This window comes from Paenibacillus terreus (assembly GCF_042138595.1).
GTDB lineage: Bacteria > Bacillota > Bacilli > Paenibacillales > Paenibacillaceae > Paenibacillus > Paenibacillus terreus.
In genome coordinates, this window is the sequence record NZ_JBHIRX010000009.1 from 36,204 (window position 1) to 57,832 (window position 21,629).

The 21,629-nt window shown below is 51.4% G+C and carries 24 protein-coding genes and 1 pseudogene; 20 read left to right on the top strand and 5 right to left on the bottom strand.

What is annotated here, in order from left to right:
- Positions 1–11 precede the first annotated feature (11 nt).
- The 4 genes from ACE5KN_RS16710 to ACE5KN_RS16725 all read left to right on the top strand — a co-directional run bounded on the left by ACE5KN_RS16710 (position 12) and on the right by ACE5KN_RS16725 (position 2,781).
- Positions 12–539, top strand: coding sequence for a hypothetical protein (locus tag ACE5KN_RS16710; protein ID WP_375526140.1), 528 nt, complete (start codon positions 12–14; stop codon positions 537–539).
- A complete protein-coding gene (locus ACE5KN_RS16715) occupies positions 536–919 on the top strand; it encodes a hypothetical protein (RefSeq protein WP_375526141.1) in 384 nt (127 codons plus the stop codon). Before ACE5KN_RS16710 ends, ACE5KN_RS16715 begins: the two co-directional genes overlap by 4 nt.
- Positions 920–922: 3 nt before the next feature.
- The gene (locus ACE5KN_RS16720) at positions 923–2,278 is read left to right on the top strand and encodes a glutathionylspermidine synthase family protein (RefSeq protein ID WP_375526142.1); all 1,356 of its coding nucleotides are present in this window, start codon (positions 923–925) and stop codon (positions 2,276–2,278) included.
- A 119-nt stretch (positions 2,279–2,397) separates the two neighbouring features.
- Complete coding sequence (locus ACE5KN_RS16725; RefSeq protein WP_375526236.1) at positions 2,398–2,781, top strand: DUF350 domain-containing protein; 384 nt, start codon at positions 2,398–2,400, stop codon at positions 2,779–2,781.
- A 235-nt stretch (positions 2,782–3,016) separates the two neighbouring features.
- Here the strand turns inward: ACE5KN_RS16725 and ACE5KN_RS16730 are convergent, their stop codons facing one another.
- Together ACE5KN_RS16730 and ACE5KN_RS16735 are read right to left on the bottom strand one after the other, a co-directional pair.
- Positions 3,017–3,814 (bottom strand): GTP pyrophosphokinase, encoded by a 798-nt coding sequence (locus ACE5KN_RS16730; protein WP_375526237.1) that lies wholly within the window; start codon positions 3,812–3,814, stop codon positions 3,017–3,019.
- Positions 3,815–3,955: 141 nt separating this feature from the next.
- Positions 3,956–6,313 carry a UvrD-helicase domain-containing protein gene (locus ACE5KN_RS16735; protein ID WP_375526143.1) on the bottom strand — a complete coding sequence of 786 codons (2,358 nt, stop codon included), beginning with the start codon at positions 6,311–6,313 and terminating at the stop codon, positions 3,956–3,958.
- Between the two features lie 332 nt (positions 6,314–6,645).
- On the opposite strand from ACE5KN_RS16735, the gene ACE5KN_RS16740 reads away from it, so the two are divergent.
- From ACE5KN_RS16740 to ACE5KN_RS16750, 3 genes are all read left to right on the top strand, one after another.
- Entirely contained in the window at positions 6,646–7,401 is a 756-nt protein-coding gene (locus ACE5KN_RS16740; protein WP_375526144.1) for a zinc-ribbon domain-containing protein, read from the top strand.
- A 65-nt stretch (positions 7,402–7,466) separates the two neighbouring features.
- Positions 7,467–8,264: a TrmB family transcriptional regulator gene (locus ACE5KN_RS16745; protein ID WP_375526145.1), complete on the top strand. Its 798-nt coding sequence runs from the start codon at positions 7,467–7,469 to the stop codon at positions 8,262–8,264.
- An 82-nt stretch (positions 8,265–8,346) separates the two neighbouring features.
- The gene (locus ACE5KN_RS16750; protein WP_375526146.1) at positions 8,347–8,640 is read left to right on the top strand and encodes a hypothetical protein; all 294 of its coding nucleotides are present in this window, start codon (positions 8,347–8,349) and stop codon (positions 8,638–8,640) included.
- Positions 8,641–8,733: 93 nt separating this feature from the next.
- On the opposite strand, the gene mscL is transcribed toward ACE5KN_RS16750, so the two are convergent.
- Complete coding sequence (gene mscL, locus ACE5KN_RS16755) at positions 8,734–9,234, bottom strand: large conductance mechanosensitive channel protein MscL (RefSeq protein WP_375526147.1); 501 nt, start codon at positions 9,232–9,234, stop codon at positions 8,734–8,736.
- Positions 9,235–9,377: 143 nt separating this feature from the next.
- Between mscL and ACE5KN_RS16760 the strand changes: the two genes are divergently transcribed.
- From ACE5KN_RS16760 to ACE5KN_RS16770, 3 genes are all read left to right on the top strand, one after another.
- Positions 9,378–9,503, top strand: a complete 126-nt coding sequence (locus ACE5KN_RS16760) for a hypothetical protein (RefSeq protein ID WP_375533118.1) — start codon at positions 9,378–9,380, stop codon at positions 9,501–9,503.
- 120 nt (positions 9,504–9,623) lie between these two features.
- Positions 9,624–10,880, top strand: coding sequence for a hypothetical protein (locus tag ACE5KN_RS16765; protein WP_375526148.1), 1,257 nt, complete (start codon positions 9,624–9,626; stop codon positions 10,878–10,880).
- A 158-nt stretch (positions 10,881–11,038) separates the two neighbouring features.
- On the top strand, positions 11,039–11,134 hold the full coding sequence (locus ACE5KN_RS16770; RefSeq protein ID WP_375526149.1) for a putative holin-like toxin: 96 nt from the start codon (positions 11,039–11,041) through the stop codon (positions 11,132–11,134).
- Positions 11,135–11,340: 206 nt separating this feature from the next.
- Here ACE5KN_RS16770 and ACE5KN_RS16775 read toward each other — a convergent pair whose 3' ends face one another.
- Entirely contained in the window at positions 11,341–11,631 is a 291-nt protein-coding gene (locus tag ACE5KN_RS16775) for a transposase (RefSeq protein ID WP_375526150.1), read from the bottom strand.
- Positions 11,632–11,697: 66 nt separating this feature from the next.
- Positions 11,698–12,837, bottom strand: coding sequence for an MGDG synthase family glycosyltransferase (locus ACE5KN_RS16780; protein ID WP_375526238.1), 1,140 nt, complete (start codon positions 12,835–12,837; stop codon positions 11,698–11,700).
- A 741-nt stretch (positions 12,838–13,578) separates the two neighbouring features.
- Between ACE5KN_RS16780 and ACE5KN_RS16785 the strand changes: the two genes are divergently transcribed.
- The 10 genes and pseudogenes from ACE5KN_RS16785 (at position 13,579) to ACE5KN_RS16830 (ending at position 21,388) form a co-directional block, all read left to right on the top strand.
- Positions 13,579–13,767 carry a hypothetical protein gene (locus tag ACE5KN_RS16785; RefSeq protein ID WP_355319050.1) on the top strand — a complete coding sequence of 63 codons (189 nt, stop codon included), beginning with the start codon at positions 13,579–13,581 and terminating at the stop codon, positions 13,765–13,767.
- A gap of 217 nt (positions 13,768–13,984) precedes the next feature.
- Entirely contained in the window at positions 13,985–14,704 is a 720-nt protein-coding gene (locus ACE5KN_RS16790; protein ID WP_375526151.1) for a hypothetical protein, read from the top strand.
- 53 nt (positions 14,705–14,757) lie between these two features.
- Positions 14,758–15,162 (top strand): GntR family transcriptional regulator, encoded by a 405-nt coding sequence (locus ACE5KN_RS16795; RefSeq protein ID WP_375526152.1) that lies wholly within the window; start codon positions 14,758–14,760, stop codon positions 15,160–15,162.
- A 3-nt stretch (positions 15,163–15,165) separates the two neighbouring features.
- Positions 15,166–16,095 (top strand): ABC transporter ATP-binding protein, encoded by a 930-nt coding sequence (locus tag ACE5KN_RS16800; RefSeq protein WP_375526153.1) that lies wholly within the window; start codon positions 15,166–15,168, stop codon positions 16,093–16,095.
- The gene (locus ACE5KN_RS16805; RefSeq protein WP_375526154.1) at positions 16,092–16,994 is read left to right on the top strand and encodes an ABC transporter ATP-binding protein; all 903 of its coding nucleotides are present in this window, start codon (positions 16,092–16,094) and stop codon (positions 16,992–16,994) included. Before ACE5KN_RS16800 ends, ACE5KN_RS16805 begins: the two co-directional genes overlap by 4 nt.
- A complete protein-coding gene (locus ACE5KN_RS16810; protein WP_375526155.1) occupies positions 16,987–18,294 on the top strand; it encodes an ABC transporter permease in 1,308 nt (435 codons plus the stop codon). The genes ACE5KN_RS16805 and ACE5KN_RS16810 overlap by 8 nt, the downstream gene beginning before the upstream one ends.
- Positions 18,295–18,845: 551 nt before the next feature.
- Positions 18,846–19,361, top strand: a complete 516-nt coding sequence (locus ACE5KN_RS16815) for a helix-turn-helix domain-containing protein (RefSeq protein ID WP_375526156.1) — start codon at positions 18,846–18,848, stop codon at positions 19,359–19,361.
- A complete protein-coding gene (locus ACE5KN_RS16820) occupies positions 19,358–19,885 on the top strand; it encodes an IS630 family transposase (protein ID WP_375526157.1) in 528 nt (175 codons plus the stop codon). The genes ACE5KN_RS16815 and ACE5KN_RS16820 overlap by 4 nt, the downstream gene beginning before the upstream one ends.
- Positions 19,886–20,144: 259 nt before the next feature.
- Positions 20,145–20,747 (top strand): hypothetical protein, encoded by a 603-nt coding sequence (locus tag ACE5KN_RS16825; protein ID WP_375526158.1) that lies wholly within the window; start codon positions 20,145–20,147, stop codon positions 20,745–20,747.
- 22 nt (positions 20,748–20,769) lie between these two features.
- Positions 20,770–21,388: pseudogene (locus ACE5KN_RS16830) on the top strand (LysE family translocator).
- The last annotated feature ends 241 nt before the right edge of the window (positions 21,389–21,629 follow it).

Genomic DNA, 21,629 nt, shown 5'->3' on the forward strand with positions numbered 1-21,629 from the left:
CGTGTCGGTCTATGATGAAGCAAACAGATACTGCAAACGAAGAAAGGAAGGGAACAGTTATTTACTATTCGCTTATGTACCGGGAATGGTCCGAGGAAAAGCAAAGGGAGGTCCGCAGTCTGGCGCATGAATCCGTTTCAGGCGATGAGCTTTTTTTAAGAAAACTTGTGGATGCGACTTACCTGAACGGGCGGTTGTGGGGGCATACCTCTCATGAAAATGAAGACAATCAGGCGCATTCCATCTATGTAGCTCCATTTAAGGAACAGGTGTCGGAGCCATATGCTTCGGCGATTACAGCAGTCTTGTCCGGAGAGCGATCCATACCGTCGATACTAAAGCCCGCGTACTGGTTATGGAACGGACACGGCTTTCATCCCATGGAGCGCGATGAAGCTTCGGTATTCACACTGGAGCTGGCGCGGCGGCTGCTGGACCACTATACCGTGCTGGACGGCAGGACTTATCAATATTTATATTCCGTGCTGGATACCGGGCGCAACATCGTGCATTTCTTCCTGGAGGAGGTCGATTTATGATGCGTGAGGAGTTCAAGACGGGAATGCGCTTAGATGCCATCACTGGTGTGAACAGGCTGCCTTCCGTCCGGGCTGAAAGCCTGGTAGCCGACCGGAGCGAAGGCCTGGCGGCCAAGCCGGGCTCCAGGGTGAAAATGGCGGCCTTCGCCCTGATGCTGGCCGTTCCGGCCACACTGACAGGCTGCGGTAATAATGATGACTGCGATGACCCCGATTATTATAATCCGAACGCCTGTGACTATGATTCAAATGGCGGTTCGTACTACGGGGGATCATACTACGGCGGCTCCAAAAAAAGCGGCTCCTCCTATAAATCAGGCTCATCACATAGCGGCTTCGGCAGCGGCGGCTCTTCCAGCGGCTTTTTCTCGGGGGGTTAAGTTATGCGACGGGTTTTGCAGCTGCCTGTCCGGCACGACGATTTGTTTACAGGCAGGATTGCTGAACAAATCCCTTATCACCGGATGTACGGCAAGCAGTACTGTCTGCCCTCGTTAACCTTATACCGACAGAAGGAAATGGATGAGCTGATCTATGCGGCGGAGGCGGTTGACGCCATCTACCGCAAAACGCTGGCATTTGTGCAGGAGTATATGCCTGACAGCTATCTGACCGGTCCTCTGGGCATCCATCCCGGCCTGCTGCGCGCGGCGCGAATGCCTATCCCCTGCGGCGGCGTTACCCGCCAGGATTGGATCATCGGCGAGCAGGGCATGAAGTGCATCGAGAACAATACGGACACGCCGACAGGCATTCCGGAGGCGGCTTATCTGGAAGGCGAGCTGGTGCGATTGGCCGGGGTCCCTGGACTGATGGCGCCTTCACAAGGAATGAATAGTCTGCTGTATGAGACATTGTCGGCGCTGATCGGGTTTTACAGGCAGCAAGGGCTGGATGGAAAGGTCTTCTTTACATGTTATGGCTGGCACACTGAGGACCGTACGAACACCCGCTATCTGATGCGGTTGTGCGCGGAGGCGGGCATCGATACTGCTTATGCGCCGCTTGAGGAGCTGGAGATCATCCCGGAGGAAGGGTTGTTTCACCGGGGGGAACCGATCCGTATCTTGTACCGTCTGTATCCGTTGGAGTATTTAATTCATGACCGGGAAGAGAATAGCGGTCTTGAGGTGGGGGATGAGCTCATTCGTTTGGTGGAGCAGGGCAAGCTTGGCCTGATTAACCCGCCGCAGCACATAATCAGCCAGAGTAAAGGCTTTATGGCCACGGTCTGGTCGCTGTACGAACGGAATGAGCAGACTCCGGAGTTTTGCGGCTTCCGGTTATTCGATGACAGGGAGCTGGAAATCATCCGGACGTACCTGCTGCCAACCTATTTTGCTGCCACACCTTTTGAGCAGACAGGAACCGCCTATGCGGCCAAAGGAATGTGGGGGCGGGAAGGCAAGGGAACACAGCTGATGAATGCCTCTGGCGAAGCGGCTGCGGAGGAGCGCTCTCCGGTTGAGGAGAAGGAATTAACCGCTGAGGAGGCGGCTGAAGCGGCTGCAACGGCGGCTTATTACAACGAACAGCCTAAGATTTATCAGCGCTTTTGGCCGATGCAGGAAGCCGCAGCTGTTACGGAAGAAGGGCTTTACAAGGGGCATCTTCTGACAGGCATCTTTGTCGTGGGAGGCAGATTTGCCGGTGTGCTGCCAAGGATCGGGGAGAAGGTCACCGGGGACATGGCCTATTACTGCGCGGCTGCGGTTGAGCCGGATGAAGAAACTCGTTGATAACGAGTTTTCGCAAACTTGCGACTTTAGTCATATTTAGTGCTGTTCAAGCAGCAGGCTATAGAGATTCAGTTTTGAGTTCAGGAGGAGGAGAATCATTGAGTCAATTCGGATTATCCATGGCTAATTTGGGGATCGGCATCGTCCTGTTATTTATTGTGCTGGTTGCCGGTTACTTTGTATTCAGTAAAATCACCCGTTATGATGACAGCGAGGAGATGGCGCGCGGCAACGAAGCGGCGGGCATCTACATGGGCAGCAAAATGCTGGGCCTGTGCATCATTGTTGGCATGGTGTCCTTCAGCACCCATTCCTGGGTGGATATGCTGGTCTGGTCGGTGATAGGCATCGTGATTCTGTCCCTGGTCTATGTTGTTTTCGACTGGGTGACGCCGCGTACGAAAATTTGCGAGGAAATCGCAAAAGGCAATGTGGCCCTGGCCCAGCTGCTTCGCTCGATTATTATCGGCGTCTCGCTGGTTATCGGCACATTTTTAATGTAATCATTCTGATTAGAAGAGCGAGTATCGGTGGCTGATTGCCATCAATACTCGCTCTTTTACGGTGATCACAGCCGTTACTGGCTCCAAGAATGTTGATTTCAAATTATAGCGGTTGCCATGTCGCTTATTTCGCTTGAACGGAGCATTTCCGCCTGGATTAAGGCAAATAACGTCGATCACGACCGTTAGAATTCAGAAAAGGTCTTTTTTCGTAAAATAGCAGCGGCTGCAACCGTTAGATTTCCGGCGGGTGTAATATCGGCTTGTAAACCTGAGTTTTGGCGGAAAATTTATCATCATTGAAATTACTCCCCTCAGAATCCTCCGCTGCGGCGGCTTCCTCCGTCAAAGAGAGGATCTGCCTGCGCAGATTCAGCATTTTCCGGTCCAGGTCATCTGCCGCTTTGGCGGCTTCGGCCAATTCGGCGACGACATGCTCCGGCACCTGCTTATCGAATTTATAGTACAGAATGTGCTCAAGGCTTGCCCAGAAGTCCATTGCCAGCGTCCTGATCTGAATCTCCACCTTCATCCAGCGCTTGCCCTCAAACAGAATAAGCGGCACTTCCACGATCAGATGCAGGCTTTGGTAACCGTTGGGCTTGGGCTGTGCAATGTAATCCTTGACCTCTTTAATTCGGATGTCCTCGCGTGTGCACAGATGATCATACAGTCTGTAGATGTCCTTCACAAAAGCGCATACGATGCGCATTCCCGCAATATCATGAATCTGAGTCAAAATATTGTGGATAGTCACCTCATAGCCTTTGCGCCGGACCTTTTGGATCATGCTTTGCGGCTCCTTGATCCGTGTCTTGATATGCTCAATCGGGCTGTAGCCGTCCTGAATTTTCCATTCTGTCTGGATCAGCTTGATCTTGTTCTTCAATTCCTCCAGGGCGAGCTGGTAAAGGACGGGAATTTTCTTCCACTCGTCAATTTGCTTGCTCAGGTCCTCATTCAACTCAAAATGATGTTGAAATTCCTGCAGCGGCAGAGGCACGTTGTTTAACAGCTTCTCTGATTCATTCACAAGGCATTTCTCCCGGCAGGCCGCACGGCAGCCTGATTTCATCAGTGTATCATCAACGATCATACTGCTGTGAGGCCGTTATTTATTCATGAAGTAATCGCTTTAATTGTACACCATAACAAAACCTGTGAGCAAAAACGGTCAGCGAGCCGGCACGCTGCGTGTGCCCTCCTGCATGGGTGAAGAACATAACGGGCATAAAGGAGCAGACTCGGCGGCAGCCGCTATTTCATTCCGTGCATAACCGCTGTGCTTGATGTCCTTTCTGATCCACGCGCTGCAGGCGGAAGAGGAGCAGTTCCACACGGGAACGGTGATCATTCGCGCTTTGCTGTCCCGGGTCTGGGCACCGGGTTTGGCTTGGGTGCCGGGTCTGGCTTGAGCACCGGGGTGCTGGGCATGCGGGTTCGGACGCCCTGAGGGAACGGACGGTTTGACGCCATAAGCTTCGAGCAAAAAGCGCGACACCGCGGCAGGCTTGCCGTGATTGGCTGCAGGCGATGTGATATACAGCATTTGCTTCGCTCTTGTAACTGCCACATACGCCAGCCGCCGCTCTTCTTCCAGAAGCTGTTCCGGATCAGCCTGAGCGCCGGACGTCACAGAGGTCAGCAGATCCTCCGGAGACTCCTTGCCGAGTGAGGTGCTGTGGGGAAGAATCCCCTCGCTGGCGCCAATCAGGTAGACGCAGGGGAACTCCAGCCCTTTGGCCCGGTGAATGGTCATCAGGCTGACAGCGTCGCCATCGGCCGCGTTGCGCAGCGATTCCATTTCCCGATGCCGCTCGGACAGCTCATCCGCAAAGGCCACAAATTCCTCCACCGTGTCAAAGCGGCGTGCGGCCGTCTCCAATTCCTCCAGACTTTCCTGCAGCGTTTCTTTATAGTGTGTCCAGGTCCCGGGGTCCCCGCTTTCCAAATATTTATCATAAAATACCCTGCGCATCTCCTGAACGGCCAGCAGCGGCTTCATTGCTGCCAGGCTTTTGATCAGCCGGATGCGTTCCTTGACCTGCTCCTGCTGGAAGTCGCGCAGCCGTTCCCAGCGGGTGAGATGAATCAGCGGGTATTTCTTGGCCTGCTTCTTCTCTTCCTTCTGGATATGCTCCATGCCGGCCTCGCGCGGAACATACAGCGGTCCAAGCGCGCTCGGGATGCATTCCATGCGGCGGGGGTTAAGCGCCAGCCGCAGATGATCCATCAGAGGCCGGATCAGGGACTGATCATAGAAAACAGTGCCCGCCCCGTATTGGATGAACGGAACATCCCGCATCACCAGCTGCTCGAAGATGGAGCGGCTGCCGCTGGCTGTGCGGTGCAGAATGGCAATGTCGCTGTAGCGCAATGCTCCTTCCTCCACCTGGCGGAGCAAATGGGTCACGACATGGATGGCTTCCTCCTCCGGATTGGACGGAGTGAGAAACTGCGGCTCCAGTCCTTCCCTGCCGGCGGAGACAAGTCTCTTGGCGCGGCGCTTGCGGTTTTTGGCCACGATGCTGGAGCCGAGACCCAGAATTCTCGAATCACTGCGGTAGTTGATGTTCAGTGTAATGACTTTGGCGTCCTTATAGACCTTGTCGAACTGCAGTATGGATTCCTGACGGGCCCCGTTAAACGTGTAGATGGTCTGGTCGTCGTCGCCCACCACCATCAGATTGCGGTGCTTGGCGGCCAGCCTGCGCACCATCTCATATTGCAGCGTATTGGTGTCCTGAAACTCATCGACCATAATATAGGCAAAACGCTTCTGCAGCGGAAGAAGCACTGCAGGATCGTGCAGCAGCCTTGCTGCCCGCAGCAAAATGTCGTCAAAATCCATCTTCTGACGTTCCTTCTTCCAGTCCTCGTAAGCGAGCAGAGCCTGTTTTGCGTCTCTTTCCTCCTGGCTTGTCTCCGGCAGCTCGTGTGCGGAGCGCCCTTCCGCTTTCCACGCCGATAATGCGGACAGCAGCGTTTCCGGCTGATAAGCTTCGCTAAGGCGAAGCTGGCGCAGCAGCATTTTCATAACCGTGTGCTGGGCCTGGGTATCCCCGAAGATATCCTCCGTCACTCCCTGATGACGGAGCAGGGCGAGGGCAAAGGAATGGAAGGTGCGCGCCTGCACAGCCCGTGCCGCAGCCGGCCGTATGCCGGGAAGAAGCGCGATTCGTTCCTTCATCTCGGCAGCAGCCTTGCTGGTGAAGGTCACCAGCAGAATGGACGAAGGGGATACGCTGCGCACCGCCATCAGATAACCGGCGCGTGCGGCCAGCACCGTCGTCTTTCCGCAGCCGGCCCCGGCCAGGGTCAGCAGCGGGCCAGGGCCGTAACGTACCGCTTCAAGCTGCGGCTTGTTCAGCAGAATGCCGGCCTGTTCAAGGGCGCGGAAATAGAAGGCGTCCGGCTCATTCTCCCCGACAAGCTGAACGCTTGTATCCGTCGAAGCAAGCCCCGCCACCGGGAGGGGCAGTTGATATGAAACCCCGAGAGGGCGGGGGTAAAAACTGATGTTTGAATCCATACGGTGAAACCTCACTCGTCCTAATATCTTCCATTTTCCCAAGAAGGGGTAGTTTTTGGTATGATAGATCTGACTACCTTGAAGCAATATTTTTAGAATTCTATTATACCGGAGATCGTCTTGTCCCGACAGGTTTCTCCATTCTTTTCCGACATGGGGGAGACAATGTTGGACACAAAGAAGTTTCCAGCAGCAAAGTTATCTATTATAGTAGATTAGAGAAATTTATAAAATCTGTAATCTTAATTAAGGAAATTTAGCTGTTTATGGGAATTAAGATCAGGCTGCGGAAGCTGCCTTTCGACTACCCATGAGCTGACAGGAGGATTTGTATGAATCTGTTGCAAAAGATTAAAGACGGCGCCAACAAAGCCACTGAGAAAGCCCAGCATGCTGTGGAAATCCAAAAAATGAATTCGCAGATCGCCACGATACAGCAGGAAATGGATGTACATTTTTTGAAAATGGGGCAGGTCTTCTACGAAGGCTACCGCCTTCGGGATATGTCGGTTGCTGAAACCGAAATGACCCGGCTTTCGAAGGCCTGTGACGAGCTGCAGGAGGAAATCGACAGCATTCGCAGCCGCATTGCTGAGCTTAAAAATGAACGCCTGTGCGAGTGCGGCGCTTCTGTGCCGCGGGATGCCAATTTCTGTCCGAAATGCGGGCGCAAGCTTGTGGACGAGACCGCGTCGCATCAAGCGGCGGCCGCGCGTGAGCAGGCTCCGCAGTTCAAGGACAGCGCTCTTTTCGGTTATGCGGATCATGAGGCGGAGCATCCATTGGAGAAAAAGCCGTTCGATACGCCTGAACTGGATGAGGATGTTTTAACACCGTCGGACTTTATCCCTGAGGAAAAGGCGGAATTTGATGCGGAATGGGAGCGCCGCCGCAGCGAGGAGCTGGAGCGTGAACGTCAGCAGGAACTGGATGAGCGTGTCCGCTACTGGAAATCCAATAATCAGAATGAGGAGGCGGAGCCAGTGGAGACCCACTCGGCCAGGGGACTGGTGAAATGCCAAATCTGTACAGCCGAGCTGCCCAAAGGCTCCAAATGGTGTCCGCGATGCGGGGCGGAACAGATTTGAAGCAAGCCGCGCCGGCAGTCCTATGCTAGCTGGCCGGTTTTCGACAGCATGGAAGGACGGAAAGTATGGAACAATTGCTGCATCATTTGAAAAATCTCGGTTTTACGGATCTGGAAGCCAAGGTAATGGTTGAGCTGGCGCAGGGCGGAGCGGCTTCAGGCTACGAGGTGTCCAAACGGACAGGAGCCTCCCGCTCCAATGTATACGCGGCGCTGCAGAGACTGGCGGGCCAGGGCTTCCTGCGTACAGGCGAAGGGGAGCCTGTACGTTACAGTGTGCTGCCGGTGGAAGAGCTGACGCGTATCATTTCCAGCCGGCTGCAGGAATCGCTGGAGACCGTGGAACGAAAGATGCCGCGGCAGGGACAGGAGCAGGCTCCCTTCCACAACGTGGAAGGAGACAGGGATGTGATGGAGACTCTTGCGCGCGAGCTCAGCCGGGCGAAGCATGAAATTGTCGTGGATGTAAGGCGCGAAGAAGTGGCGCTGGTGCTCGATCAGCTGGAGCAGGCGGAGCAGCGGGGAGTCAGGGTGCTCTGGGCCTGCGACAACGGCGAAGCGGCGCTCGGTCAGTGGCTGCCGCGCGGCGCTTTCGAAGCTGATCCGGTACCGGCTGGACGCAAATTTTCGTTTGTCGTTGACCGCCGCTGGTGCATGCTTGGCATGAGGGAAGACAGCGGGGCTGCGCAGGCTGTTGTCACGGAGCATCCGGTCATGACAGAGCTGCTGCTGAATCAATTTGCCCAGGATGTCGTTCTCTACGAGATGGAAAACGACATAGGCGCTGAACTGTCTGCCCGTTACGGGTGGCGGTACGAGGCCATCATCGGCAAATATGTTTCCGGCGGGCCGCGCAGTGTCTGAAATTCCGGCTGCTATGAGATGAGACGGATTAGGGAAGGCTGGTACAATAGGGTAATAACGTGGATAAAGGGGCTGGGCAGAAATGGAGTGTATCGTTCATTTTCGTGTCGTGCATGAGCAGGAGACCAAGGAGCTGCGCGGTTTGATTCTGGTGGAGCAGGGAGGCAGACCAAGCATAGAGCAGATTATTGCCATGCTCGGCAATATGGGCTTTGAGGTTCGCCAGGACTCCGCGGATGAGCTTGTGTTCAGGCCGGTGGATGCCGGAGCCGACTATCGGTATATCCGGATTACGGAGCTGGATACGGGGGAAGAGGTATACCGAGAGGACCGCCATTTACGCATGCTGCTGGAAAATCTGCTGCCACGGCATTAATAACCTTAATTATTCACTAAATAAAACATCCGCCGGTGCAATCTCCGGCGGATGTTTCCTTTTTTGGGTAAGAGTCCGTTTTGTAACAGTCCATCAAGCTTTCTGGCCCGCTTCCTCCAGCATGGAGGTGCAGTGTGAGCAGCGGACAGCCTTCAAAGGCACCTCTGACAGGCAGAAAGGGCATTCCTTTGTCGTTCTCGCTTCTTCCGCTTTCTCTGCCTTTTCCTGCTTGCGTCTCAGCATGTTGATCCCTTTCACCAGCAAAAATACGCAGAACGTCACAATCAAGAAGTCAAGCAGCACATTAATGAACTGTCCGTAGGCTATGACGGCCGCGCCCGCCTCCTGGGCTTGAGCAAGGGGGAGCCGGTTGCCCGCCGCATCGGCGGTCTTGTCCGGGTCCAGCGAAAAGTAAAGATCGGAGAAATCCGCGCCTCCGAGGATTTTTCCGACTGGCGGCATAATGATGTCATTAACGACAGAGGTTACAATTTTATTGAACGCGGCCCCGATGATAACGCCGACCGCCAAATCAATCACATTGCCGCGCATTGCAAACTCTTTGAATTCCTGTATAAAACCTTTGCCACTCATAATATACAGTTGTCTCCTCTCCTGCAGCTGATTCTCATCAGCGTACTGCACTTATTGTACAAAAATCACGGCGTTTGCAAAATATGCGTCAGGTCTCAGTCTTTATTTTCCGCTGAGCCTCCGCGATATTCGTGAAATTGAATTTGGGAAAGTGGAAAAGCATTCTCGTTCAGCAGCTCATGGTTGCGCGTAAATTTATCCAGCCTGGTGGCCGATTGCCCATTATTGTCGAATATCTGGAAAATGGGGAGGTGACTTTTGCAGAATAATATCCCAGCTGTTAAAATAGATATAGAATCATAACTATGTTGCGCACGTACCGCCTGGATATGAATTCTGGCGGTTCTGTGTGTTGGGCAGGTTTAATGAAAGCAGGGGGTAAGAGTACGATGATTATAAAAAATTGGAAACTATGGACCAGTGCCGCATTGACAGCGGCGTTGCTGACGGGTGCTCAGCCTGGAGTAAGCTCCGCGGCGCAAGCGGAAGAAACGGCTGTGAAGCTGACACAGCCGGCCTTTTGGGCTGCTCCTACTCTTCCGGCAGCCGGCGAACAGAATAACACCGAACAGAATGGCACCGAGCAGGGAGTGGAACGGAGCGTACACGCCGTGCCTGATCAGGGGCTCGTCTATGTCCATACCCGCCAGGCTGTGAATGCGGGGCAGGACAAGACTGGTTATTTGGACATTTTGCAGGCTTATAATGATCAGACGGGTGAACTGAAATGGCAGTATGAGCTGCACAAGGAAGGCAAGCCCTACGCTGCAAGTACCCAACTGATGTATACAGAGTCCGGGGAAATCTATATTTACGCTCAATACACGGATGGAACGGCCCGCATCCACGCCGTATCGTCGAAAGGGAAAGATCTGTGGGGTCAGGACGTCGAAAGCGGCAGTAAAGTAAGTTTTCTGAACAGCAGCAAGCTGCTTGTTTATAAGGAAAGCGAGCCTTCCTGGGACGGATCGGTATCCACCAAATTTACCCAATATTCTGATACAGGCAAGTTTATTACCCAGAGTATGCTTGGCGGTACAGTGATTTTCGCCGGGGACGGCAGGGTCGTGATGAATGCGGACCGTAAGATTAAGGTTGATGAACAGTGGCAGGATGACCCTCATCCGGATATTAAAATATTGGATGATTCCCTGAACTTATTGGATTCTTATACTTTCCCCACCACCACCAAAATTTACGGAGCCGGAAATCCGGTGATTATGCTGGGTGACGATACGCTGCTCATTCGGGCTGTAAGCGACTCACAAGGAAACATCCTGCTCGGATTCAATAAGGATGGGGAGAAAAAGTGGGAACGCCTTATTCCTGAAGGCGCCTTGATTGAACAGGTTGGTGCTGGAAGCTATGCAGTCTATGCTGATGGTAAAATCGAACTTTACAATGCATTCAACAAGATGGCGGAACGCACGTTTACCTATGATCCTTCTAATGCAGTGAGCATGGAGCAGACTGAAGAAGGCAAGCTTCGGCTGGTTCTTGGCTCTGATGTATATGTATTGGACCCGCAGACTCTGAAAACCGGCAAATTATATAAGCTGGATTATCAGAACAGCACTTATGATACGACAGGTAAAGCTGTATTCTCGGTCGTGAACAACCAGCTTGTGAAAGGTTTGGTCCGTTAAGCGGCAGGTTGTAGTAAATTAGCACTACATTTTCAAGAAAAAAAAGCCCCGGCATCGGGGCTTTTTTGGTATAATCAGCTAGTATAACTTAACGGCTAACAAGGGCGGTCGGCTAATTCTCCCGGAAGGGAGGGATGCCTGTGGAGGTTTACTAAGCAATGTCATTGATGATTGCATTTGGAGCGTTCATTATAACGCTGATCGGTGTGATCGTAACAATCGTGATTGCTCTGAACCAAAGCAATAAGAAATAGACCGCCCTGGCAAGGGAAAACGGTCTATTTCTTGATCAAAAAACCCTAAAGCCGACCGCTCTTTTAGCGGTGTTGTACGGGGACCGGCTGCAACCGGTCCTTTTTCTATTCTTATGTTACCACATCGAATTTAGTCTAAGCAATAAATGAGCCTTCCGAATTTCAGGGATAAGAATAAAATTCGGACGCGATGATATGGGGAGAAATCAAGGGTGTCCAGGATGCCCGCTCTTTTTTTCTTTCCGCGGGTGCGTAATTTTCCCCAGCTTATCCGTGTCGTCTTCTTTGGGAACGAGCCGCTCATCCGTTTTCCCTTCATGGTGGTTGTCGAAGGAATACTCGGTCAGCTTCCATTCGCTTTTTCCGAGCACCAGATCCGCAGGAAAATGCTGTCCCCGCTTCAGATGCTGTTCGTGGCCGTCTTCATCCTCATACACGCCGTCAATTTCCACATTTTCTCCCGAAAGCGGGAGCATATCTTTATCATCAGAACTCATAAGGTCTCCTTCCGTCACGCGTTCTCCTGGTTAAAATACCCGCCGGAAAAATAAATTATGCAAAACTCAGACGGAGGCGGTGGCGGGAGCAAACCATTTGCTCATGATATCATCGGCGATGGTTTCGGCAGCAAAGGGCTTGCGGAGACGGCTGACCGCCTGCTTCATCCGTTCTGCCTGCACTGGATCTGTTAGCAGTTCACTGGCCTGTCTGATCAGCTCCTCCGCATGGCGGGACAGCAGGGCTGCACCTTTTCCTTGCAGATAGAGGGCGTTATTCAGCTCCTGGCCCGGAACGGGGCGGTAGATCAGGATGGGCAGTCCGGAGGCAATGCTTTCGGCCAGAGTGATACCGCCGGGTTTGGTGATGACCATATCGCTTGCCTTCATCAGAGACGGAATATGATCCACATACCCGAAGGTCTGGATGTCCGGCTGGCCGGCAAATTCCTGGTCCAGCTCGGACTTCAGCGCTTCGTTGCGGCCGCACACGATCAGCACGCGCACATCCGGCAGGCGGATGAGACCGCGGCAGATGTCGCGAATGCCCGACAATACACCGAAGGCTCCGGCCATCAGAAGCACGGTCCGCTTGTCCGGTGCCGCCCATTCGTCATTGTCCGGCGGCAGCAGCCCATCCGCAGCCCCGCAAAATGCAGGATGAATGGGTATGCCGCTGGCAACGACCCGGTCCGGATGCACGCCCCGCGCTTCTGCTTCGCGTTTCATATCTTCGGTCGGGACATAGTAGCGGTCGATATCGGGATGCAGCCAGCGTCCGTGCAGATCAAAGTCTGTAAGCACATTGACGATCGGCAGATTCATGCCGGTCCGGCGCCGAAGTGCGGGCAGGGCCAGCTGCGGGAAGGTATGAATGACCAGATCCGGCTGCACATGCGCCAGCGTCTCCTGCAGCTTGCGCATGCCGAAGGAATGCAGCACGCTGCCGAACGCGGACCTGGCCTGCATATCCTTCGTCAGGTTATACACCCAGCCGTAAATTTGCGGAATCGTCTTAAAGCTCTGCATATATACGAATTTGGTCAACTCATTCAGCATCGGATGGGCCTCGGCCATCAGGTCCAGCAGAACAACCTCGCAGCTGCCCCGCTTGCGGAGTGCAGCTTCAATTGCGCGTGAGGCCTGATAATGCCCGTTGCCATAGCTGGCGTATAAAATCAGAATTTTAGGCTTTGCTTTCCCCATGTTGATGCCCCCATTATCAGCCATCTGTCTTTTCATTATATTCTTACGGTTCAGGTCCCGGCAGCAGATTCCGAAGTTAAGCATATCACGGGAAGTCAGGTACAAGCCAACATGTCCGAAGTGGAAGCTCCGCATTCCGGGATACTTGGCCAGGATGGTTTCGTCTGCGCGAACAAGCTGCTGCTCTTCTGCGCATGGTTTGTCATGCAGTGCCGAGGGCACACGCGACAATACGGCGGTTGGTACATTGGGCGTGGGAATTTGCTTGTCCACAGCGCGGTTCCCCTTTTTCCGCCAGTTTTGCGGATGGATGTAGTATAGCCTGTTGAACCAGGATAAAAGTATTATTTCTGTAACGTTTGTGAAACAGCCGCTTTCTTTAATATTCTGCTGATGTTTGTAAGGTATACTGCAATAAGTTTACCGAAACAATTTACCCAAACAATTTACCGCCGTAAGTCCGATGTATATTATATTCACCTGTAGTACAGTACTAAGAAAAAATAGACAGAAAAAATGTGACTTTACCCGGAAAGTGAATCTGACTCCTGAATATGATATAATGTGGTTGTGATTCAGGCAGAAGCGATTCGGGTAAGTCCAGTGTCAGGTATACGGCCATTTGGATCGTTCCCGACCTAAGCTGTGTTCTACTTGCTACTTCAATGTATATGACGTAATGACTTTGCAGCATTCTCTTCAACGAAGCATTTATTTCCAACGTTTTGGGAGGGAGTTAACATGGCAACGAAAGGTCATAATGAAGTAAAAGAAAGCCTGCGGGAGATGACTCGAATTTTTCGGCCAAAGGATCCCAAAAAATTTGTGAAAGAATACGTGCGCAAGTACCGTATTACCGGAGGGTATGAGGAGGAACTTACCCTAGTGGTGGAGAATGAACTCGGCAAGTTGAATTCTTCTGTCTCTTAAGCCTTAATTCACTGATAAATATTTCAGCGTATCGGCAACGCCGTCCTTTTCACGTTAGCGTGATAAGGGACGGCTTTTTTGTGCTTTCTGCGGATTGGATATGGAGTGGAAATTGGAGGGGGAGGTTGACGGAGAAAATTGAAGTTTGTATACTGTGCATAAAGATATACACAGTGATCACACTAATAGAATAGATACGGATGAAGGGGTTGACGGGATGACAGCTTTTAAACAGGCATGGAAAATCACCTCGCGCGAGCTTTGTGCAGACCGGTTAATGGCGGTGTGGACGTTAATATTTTTGGCTTATCTTGCAATAACGACTTCTTTTTTAGTAGATGCGCAGCTGGATAGGGAGAGCTTTAAAAATCCGGTTGCTGATTGTATGCTTCTTGCCCTGATTCCATTTCTCGGATTTGTGTTTAACCGCCGGTCTTTCAAGTATCTGCAGGAGGATTCATACACGCAGATGCTGGCATACCTCAGGCTTTTGCCGGTAGGTGCCAAAACCGTGGTCGCGAGCCGGATTCAGCAGGCCATCATTGCGTTTTTGATGAACGGCGCCATTTACTTTGTGCTGATGTTTCTGTTTGTAGAGCCTTTTCGCATGATTCGATCCCCTGGTTTTTATGTAGCTTTTGCACTCACCTGGATTGGTTACGGAATGATTATGAGCAGCTTGTACATGTATGTGGAGTTTCTGGTTAAAGGGAAAACGTATTTTTGGCTGTCGCTCGCAATTATGGGCTCATCCATCATCATTGCAGCGATCATCAGAATATGCGGAGGAAATATGATTTTATGGACAAGAGATATGAGTCTTGCATGGGGTGCGGCTTCCCCGGCCATGTGGCTGTCACTGGCGGCGGGAGCGGCAATGATGCTGCTGTCTTCGCGGCTGATGCTGCGCAAGCTTATTGTGCGTGATCTGGCTTAAAAGGCAAGGCCGGGTGGGCGTTGGTCCAGAAGGGCGGGGGTGAAAGGAAAAGGATGAACATACCGGTGCAAATAGATGAAAACAGCGCCGAACCGCTGTACGCACAGATCAAGAAGCAGCTGAGGTCACTGATCATCTCAGGCCAGATTCCTGAAGGTACGCTGCTGCCTTCCATCAGGGAGTTTGCGGGATCGCTGAACTGCAGCGTCATCACCGTCCGCCGGGTGTATCATGACCTGGAGAATGAGGAACTGCTTCGTACCCGGCAGGGAACAGGCACCTTTGTGGCGAGCATTGGTTCGGATCTGAAGGAGAACTTCCGCCTAAAGGCGGTTAAAGAGGCGATAGAACAGGCGGTCAACACGGGTGCGGCGGTGCAGTGCAGCGAGGAGGAGCTGAGGGCTCTGTTTGAAAAGGCGGTTGCCCAAAAATACGGGACGGCGAAGGAGAAGGGATAAGGCATGGGGAACGCGGAGAATAACGTGATCGAGATGCAGGATGTGACCAAGACAAGAGGAAGGCGCCAAATCGGTCCGATTACACTGACGGTGCCGGCCGGTTATGTGGTTGCGCTGGTCGGCCATAACGGCTCGGGGAAAAGCACGCTGCTGAACATGCTGACCAGGCTTTCGCTTCCGGATGCGGGGCATATTCGCTGGTTTGGCCGCGAATATGACGGGGAGCTGCCCTCCGAAATCCGGCAGTGGATCGGGTACATGCCCGAGCATTTCTACAGTGAAGAAAACAGGATGACCGCAGAGCAGGCGGCTGCTTTCCGGGCACATTGGTATTCCGGCTGGGATGAGATCCGGTTTCGGGAATTGATGGAGAAATTTGAGGTGCCGGAGCATACTAAGCTCTCCAAGCTGTCGAAGGGCGAGCGGAGGAGGTTCGAGCTGGCCGCAGCGCTGGCCCCCCATCCCCGTCTCCTGCTGCTGGATGAGCCATCATCCGGGCTGGACCCGTTCGCCTGGAAAATGATGCTTGAGGAACTGCGGGACTGCATGAGGAACGAGAAGACCACGATTATTATGGCTACTCATATCATAGACGAGATCAAGAGGCTGGCTGATTATATCGTGCTCCTGCATGAGGGCAGACATCTGGGTTGTGCCGAGAAGGACCGGCTGCTGGAAAGCGGCAAGGAGCTATGGTTTGAGGGCACAGAGGAGGATGCGTCAGACCTGCCGTGTGTTCTGGAGCGAAGCCGGGAAGGGCTGCTGCAGCGGGTTGTGACGATGGAAGCGGCCGCGGCGGTGGAAGCGCTGGAGGAGGCAGGCATCCGCATTCTGCGCACCCGGGCGCTGGAGCTGGATGAAATCATGATGCACTGGGCAGCTGGACGGCTGCCGCAGGAGATGACATCTGAGAGAAAGGGGAATGAGGCATGAGTATGCTGCATCTGGAACAGGTTGTGAAGCAGTATGGGGACAAGACAGCAGTGAATGGGGTGTCCCTTGAGGTAAACAGCGGTGAAATCTATGGTCTATTGGGGGGCAACGGCGCGGGCAAGACGACCACGATGCGCATGGTGCTGGGCCTGATCTACCCGGACGGCGGGCGTATTCTGTATGACGGCAAGCCGTACAACGCAGAGCTTCAGCACAGAATGGGGTATCTGCCGGAAGAGCGGGGGCTGTATCCGAAGGTGAAGGTGAGCGAGCAGATCATGTACCTTGCCAGGCTGCGCGGCATGTCTGCCAAGGAAGCGGACCAAAGCCTGCGTTACTGGCTGGACCGCTTCGGTGTGCCGGAATATTACGACAAGAGGATCGAGGAGCTATCCAAAGGCAACCAGCAAAAAATGGGCTTTATCGCCGCGGCCGTTCACCGTCCGCCGATCCTTGTGCTGGATGAGGCATTCAGCGGCCTGGACCCTGTCAATGTCGAGCTGCTGAAGGATACGGTCAAAGAGCTGCGCGATCAGGGCACGGCCATTCTGTTCTCCACCCACCGGATGGAGCATGTGGAGGAACTGTGCCGCAACATTACCATCCTGCATCGATCCAATACGGTGGTGCAAGGCGATATCAAGGAAATCAAGAACCGTTATCCACGCGAGAAAGTCCGTCTTGTCACCTCCGGGGAGATCAGGGGGCTTGACTCGATTCCCGGCGTGCGCAGGGTGGAGAAGCTTGAGAGCGGCTGGATGCTGTATATCGATAAAGAAACGGCAGCACAGCGTATTTTACAAACGGCCATGGCCCAGGGGGATGTTCTCCGCTTCGAGATTATGGAGCCTACATTGAATGAAATTTTCATCAAGGAGGTTGGAGAAGCTCATGAATAAAATGGGAACAGTGATCGGCTTTACATTCCGGCAAAAGGCCCGGACCAAATCTTTTATATGGACCACTATTATATTGGCGCTGCTGCTTACGATTGCCATGAATATTCCTTATCTGATTTCTATCTTCAAAGGGGATGAGTCGGGAACAACGGACGGAAAGGAACCGGTGCAAATCGGACTGATTGCAAATGAGTACACGACAGCTGCTGAGGAGCTGGAGCAGTACAGTTCGACCCAGTCTGTCACTCCTGTTAAATGGACCCTATATCCAGGCACCGATGACCATGGATTAAAAACCGCTATTGCGGATGAGAAGGTAAAAGGGTATGTGGAATTGGTAAAGCCTGAAGGCGGAGGAATGTTCCCTCTGGTCCGTTATACTTCCGTGGACGATGAACCGTCACAGGATGTGATTTCCCTCCTGCAGTCGGGACTGCAGAAAGCCAAGGCCAAAGCTGTGGCAGGAGATACGCTGTCAGCGGAGCAGCTTGCGCAGATCACCGAGCCGGTGGCTATCGACAGCAAGGAAATCAGCAGCGCCGAAGCAGGCGGTACGGATGGCGCGGCGGCGGAAGCGGAAGTCGGGGGCATCAACTATGCCGTGATCTATGTGCTGATGATTCTGTTTTTCACGTCGGCGATGATGACCGGCAATATGATCGCTGCCGAAGTCACGGCCGAGAAGAGCTCCCGTGTAATGGAAATTCTCATTACGAGCGTAGCACCTCTGACACAGATGTTCGGCAAAATCATCGGTATCTTTTTTGTCGGTCTGCTGCAGATCTTCGTGTTTGCCCTAGTGGTAGGTGGGAATCTCATGCTGCCGCATAACGAGGCTGTACTGAGCGGATTTAATATGAGACTTAACGAGCTGAATTATGAAGTGCTGATTTACGGACTGATTTTCTACATTTTGGGCTACTTCTTATATGGTGTGCTGTTTGCCGCAGTGGGCTCGATTGTTAGCCGTACGGAAGACCTGGGCCAGGCGGTCATGCCGATCACGATGCTGTCGCTGGTCGCGTTTTATATCGGCATCTTCAATATCAGCGCATCAGATAACATGCTGGTGAAAGTGGCGAGCTACATCCCGTTCACGTCACCGACCGTCATGCTGCTGCGCATCGGGCTTGACCGCGCCGCCGCCTGGGAAATCTGGATTTCGCTCGCGCTGCTGGTCGTGGCGATCCTTGTCTTCGGCTGGGTCGCGGCGAAGATTTACCGGACCGGCGTGCTGATGTACGGCAAGCGTCCGACAATCAAGGAGCTGCGCAAGGCGATGAAGGCTTATAAGATATAAGTTGGATATTTAGATAAGTGATGTGTGGTGTCATAATTGTTGAGAAAATATTCAAAATAAATGTTAATGAGAAAACGAAATAGTATACATTATTACGTATATTTATGCTATTTGTAAGTAATCTATTTTAATCGAGACATATGTAGATAAAAAATGAGTTTTTGGCAGTACATGTTAGCACGATATACCTTGATTTGTCGGGAACATTGGTGAATCAAGGTTATTTTAATTTTATGGGGAATTTATCGACTTAGAGGAGGAATTTTGGCTCTCAAATATAAATGAGCTGAATACATTGTGTGGATTTAATATGCTTTATTAAAAAGACACATTCTTAAAATAGGACTATTAATGGGTTATTAGATTTTCAAGGAGCGACTAAGCTATTCCAGGTAAGGAAAGCTAAACAAAATCGTAAAGACAGTTCTATTCAAAACCTTAATGCATTCACTATAATTATATAGACTGAACATTAGAAATGCCTTTCTTAAAATCGGTTGCTCCTAAAACGGGTAATAAAGGGAAACAAACCCAATGAGGATGTGATCCCGATGCAAACCACAATAGATGAAAAACATAAATTAGAGATGGCTTTGCGTGAAACCTCTGACAAACGGATGTATGAGCGTTACCTCGCCGTCCTTCAACATTTGGAGGGGCGTACCATTCGAGAGATTGCTAAAATCATCAAACGAACAGAAAAGACGGCTGGCGGCTATATTCACAGTTATCACGAAGGCGGTTTAGAGGCGCTGGCGCTTGGCCACTCACCCGGAAAACCGCATCGGCTCAGCGATGAACAAGAGAAACAACTCGCCGATACCATCGCTACGAAACGGCCTGTTGACGTCGGAATCGAAGCCAAATACACCTGGACCCTGAAGCTCGCCATTCTCTTTGTCGAGCGCGAGTTTGGAAAAACTTTCACTGAACGAGGAATGTCCAAGCTTCTTCACCGTCTGGGCTTCAGCCGCACGAAGGCAACGTATACCTTAGAATTGGCAGATCCTGAAGAACAGGCTGCCTTCAAGCAAGAAACTTTTCCCGCGTTAAAAAAAAGCTTTTGAACGGAGAAATCGACCATATCCTCTTCGAAGATGAGTGGTATGATTCGAGCCTACCAATCTTTGCAATACAACTGGTTTCCGGTCGCTCATCAACGCAAAATCCCTACGTACGGGCAGCATCAGGGCGCCAAACTGTTCGGAGCATTAAACTACGAACGGGACAGGTGCACTACCGGGATGGTGAAGCGTATGATGCTCCTGCGTTTATCCGGTTTCTTGAGTTTATTTTGCAGGAATATCCAACCGGCAACATCGTGATGATGTTGGATAACGGTAGAATCCACAATGCAGCGCAGATACAGACCTTTTTACAGAAGCACCCCCGGTTGCAATTTGTCTTTCTTCCTAAGTACTCTCCGGATTTAAATCCGATAGAAGGACTTTGGAAATGGCTGAAGAGTGATGTGGTTCATAATGTGTTCTACAAAAAGTTCTATCACATCCGAATCAACGTAGCTGCTTTCATGAAACGCGTAAACGCTGAACCCATGAATGTAATTGATCGGCTTTGTATAAGGATATAAGTCAAAAGTTCAGTCTATATAGCGGCTTATATCGTGAACTCGCTTAAAGGAAAGCAGTTGCAGCTGTTTGTTGCAGGCTTACTTCTGTCGATCGGCCAAGGCTGTACTCCCTTGCTGCCTCATATCCCACCTTATATTTTGATCACTTGTCTTTTATTTATGCCGAAGGTAATATTCGGATTTTTGGTCGACCACTATAACAAAAAACTATAGAAACAATGGCGAATTGACATAAGAGCGTCAGGAGGGGAGCGAACAAATGCAAGAGTTTGAAGATTTACTTGCTCGTCAAAATCAGCTGCAAGCTGAGGCCGCTGTAGTGGTGGAAGAATTGAACCTTATTCAAATGCTAAAAGCGGCCGGTGTGCCCGTTAAAGTTGGAAGTGCGGCACTTGGTTTAATGACTTGGAGAGACCTTGATTTGACGGTCATTTGTTCCAAGTTGGACGTTACTGTAATTTCCGGAATTGCTTCGCAATTGATATTGAATCCCAAGATTCGGCAGATGAAATTTATGAACGATACCGGTAGCTGGAACACTGATCCGGCTTACCCGGACGGGTATTTTATTGGATTGGATTACATATCCAAAAGCGAGAACCAATGGTCACTGGATATTTGGTTTGTTGATGATCCTGAGAAACAACCTGATCTGCGGCATATTCGTACGTTGCCCGGTCGTCTTCATGAAGAGGCGGTTCTCTCTATCCTACGGATCAAAACCGTCTGGGCATCGAGAGCCGAGTATGGTAAACAGGTGAAAAGCTTTGATATCTATACGGCTGTATTAGATCATAAAGTGAGCACACCCGCTGAATTTGAACAATGGCTGCAAAACCGCAACAACAATATATCACCTTGAGTCTTTTGAAGGGGGAAGCCTGATGCCGGATTTTTCAACTTTACTGGCGTATGTTATCGTTGTCATTCTTCTATTTTTAATTCCAGGACCGGCCGTTCTTCTTACCATTACTCGTACCGTTCAAAACGGGCGAAAAGGAGGCATTATGGCAGGGCTTGGCATCGCAATCGGAGATTTTCTTCACACGATATTTACTACTGTCGGGCTTTCCACTATACTGATGACCTCTGCTCAAGCTTTCAATATTGTTAAATATGCAGGAGCGGTATACTTACTATATTTAGGAATTCGTGAAATGATGAGTAAGTCATCAGAACCACAACTTCCAAAGGTTAAATCGGGTCTTTTCGGCAACTGTTGCAGAAGTTCTTAATCCAAAGACAGCATTGTTTTTTCTGGCGTTTTTGCCTCAATTTGTTCATCACGAACGAGGTCAAGTCACCACGCAGTTTTTGATCCTTGGTATCATCTTTGTGATTTTAAGTGCATTGTATACAACCTCAATTGTAATAGGTATCTCTGCGCTTGGAAAACTGGTTAAAGGGAGGACATGGATAAGCCGGTTAAGCTGCCTAAGTGGCAAATTCGTCGGAGCAATTTATATCGGACTAGGCCTAAAGGTTGCATTCCAAAGACAGTAATGATGGTTTGGGGTATGACTTTTGGTAACATCAAGATTGATGGCCGCCCTTTAGTGATATCGTCAAGTAGACGGTGGAATAAAACAAAATTTCTAAACAGCCTTAGCTCGAGCTTCCCATCGGGCTAAGGCTGTTTTAGTCTAGCATACTTCTCCCATCTTTGAGAAAGGCACATCACGTACGGCAGGATCGAGGGCGACGCAAGGCTGCCCGGATAGACAGAGCGCCTGTGGGGGTGTTC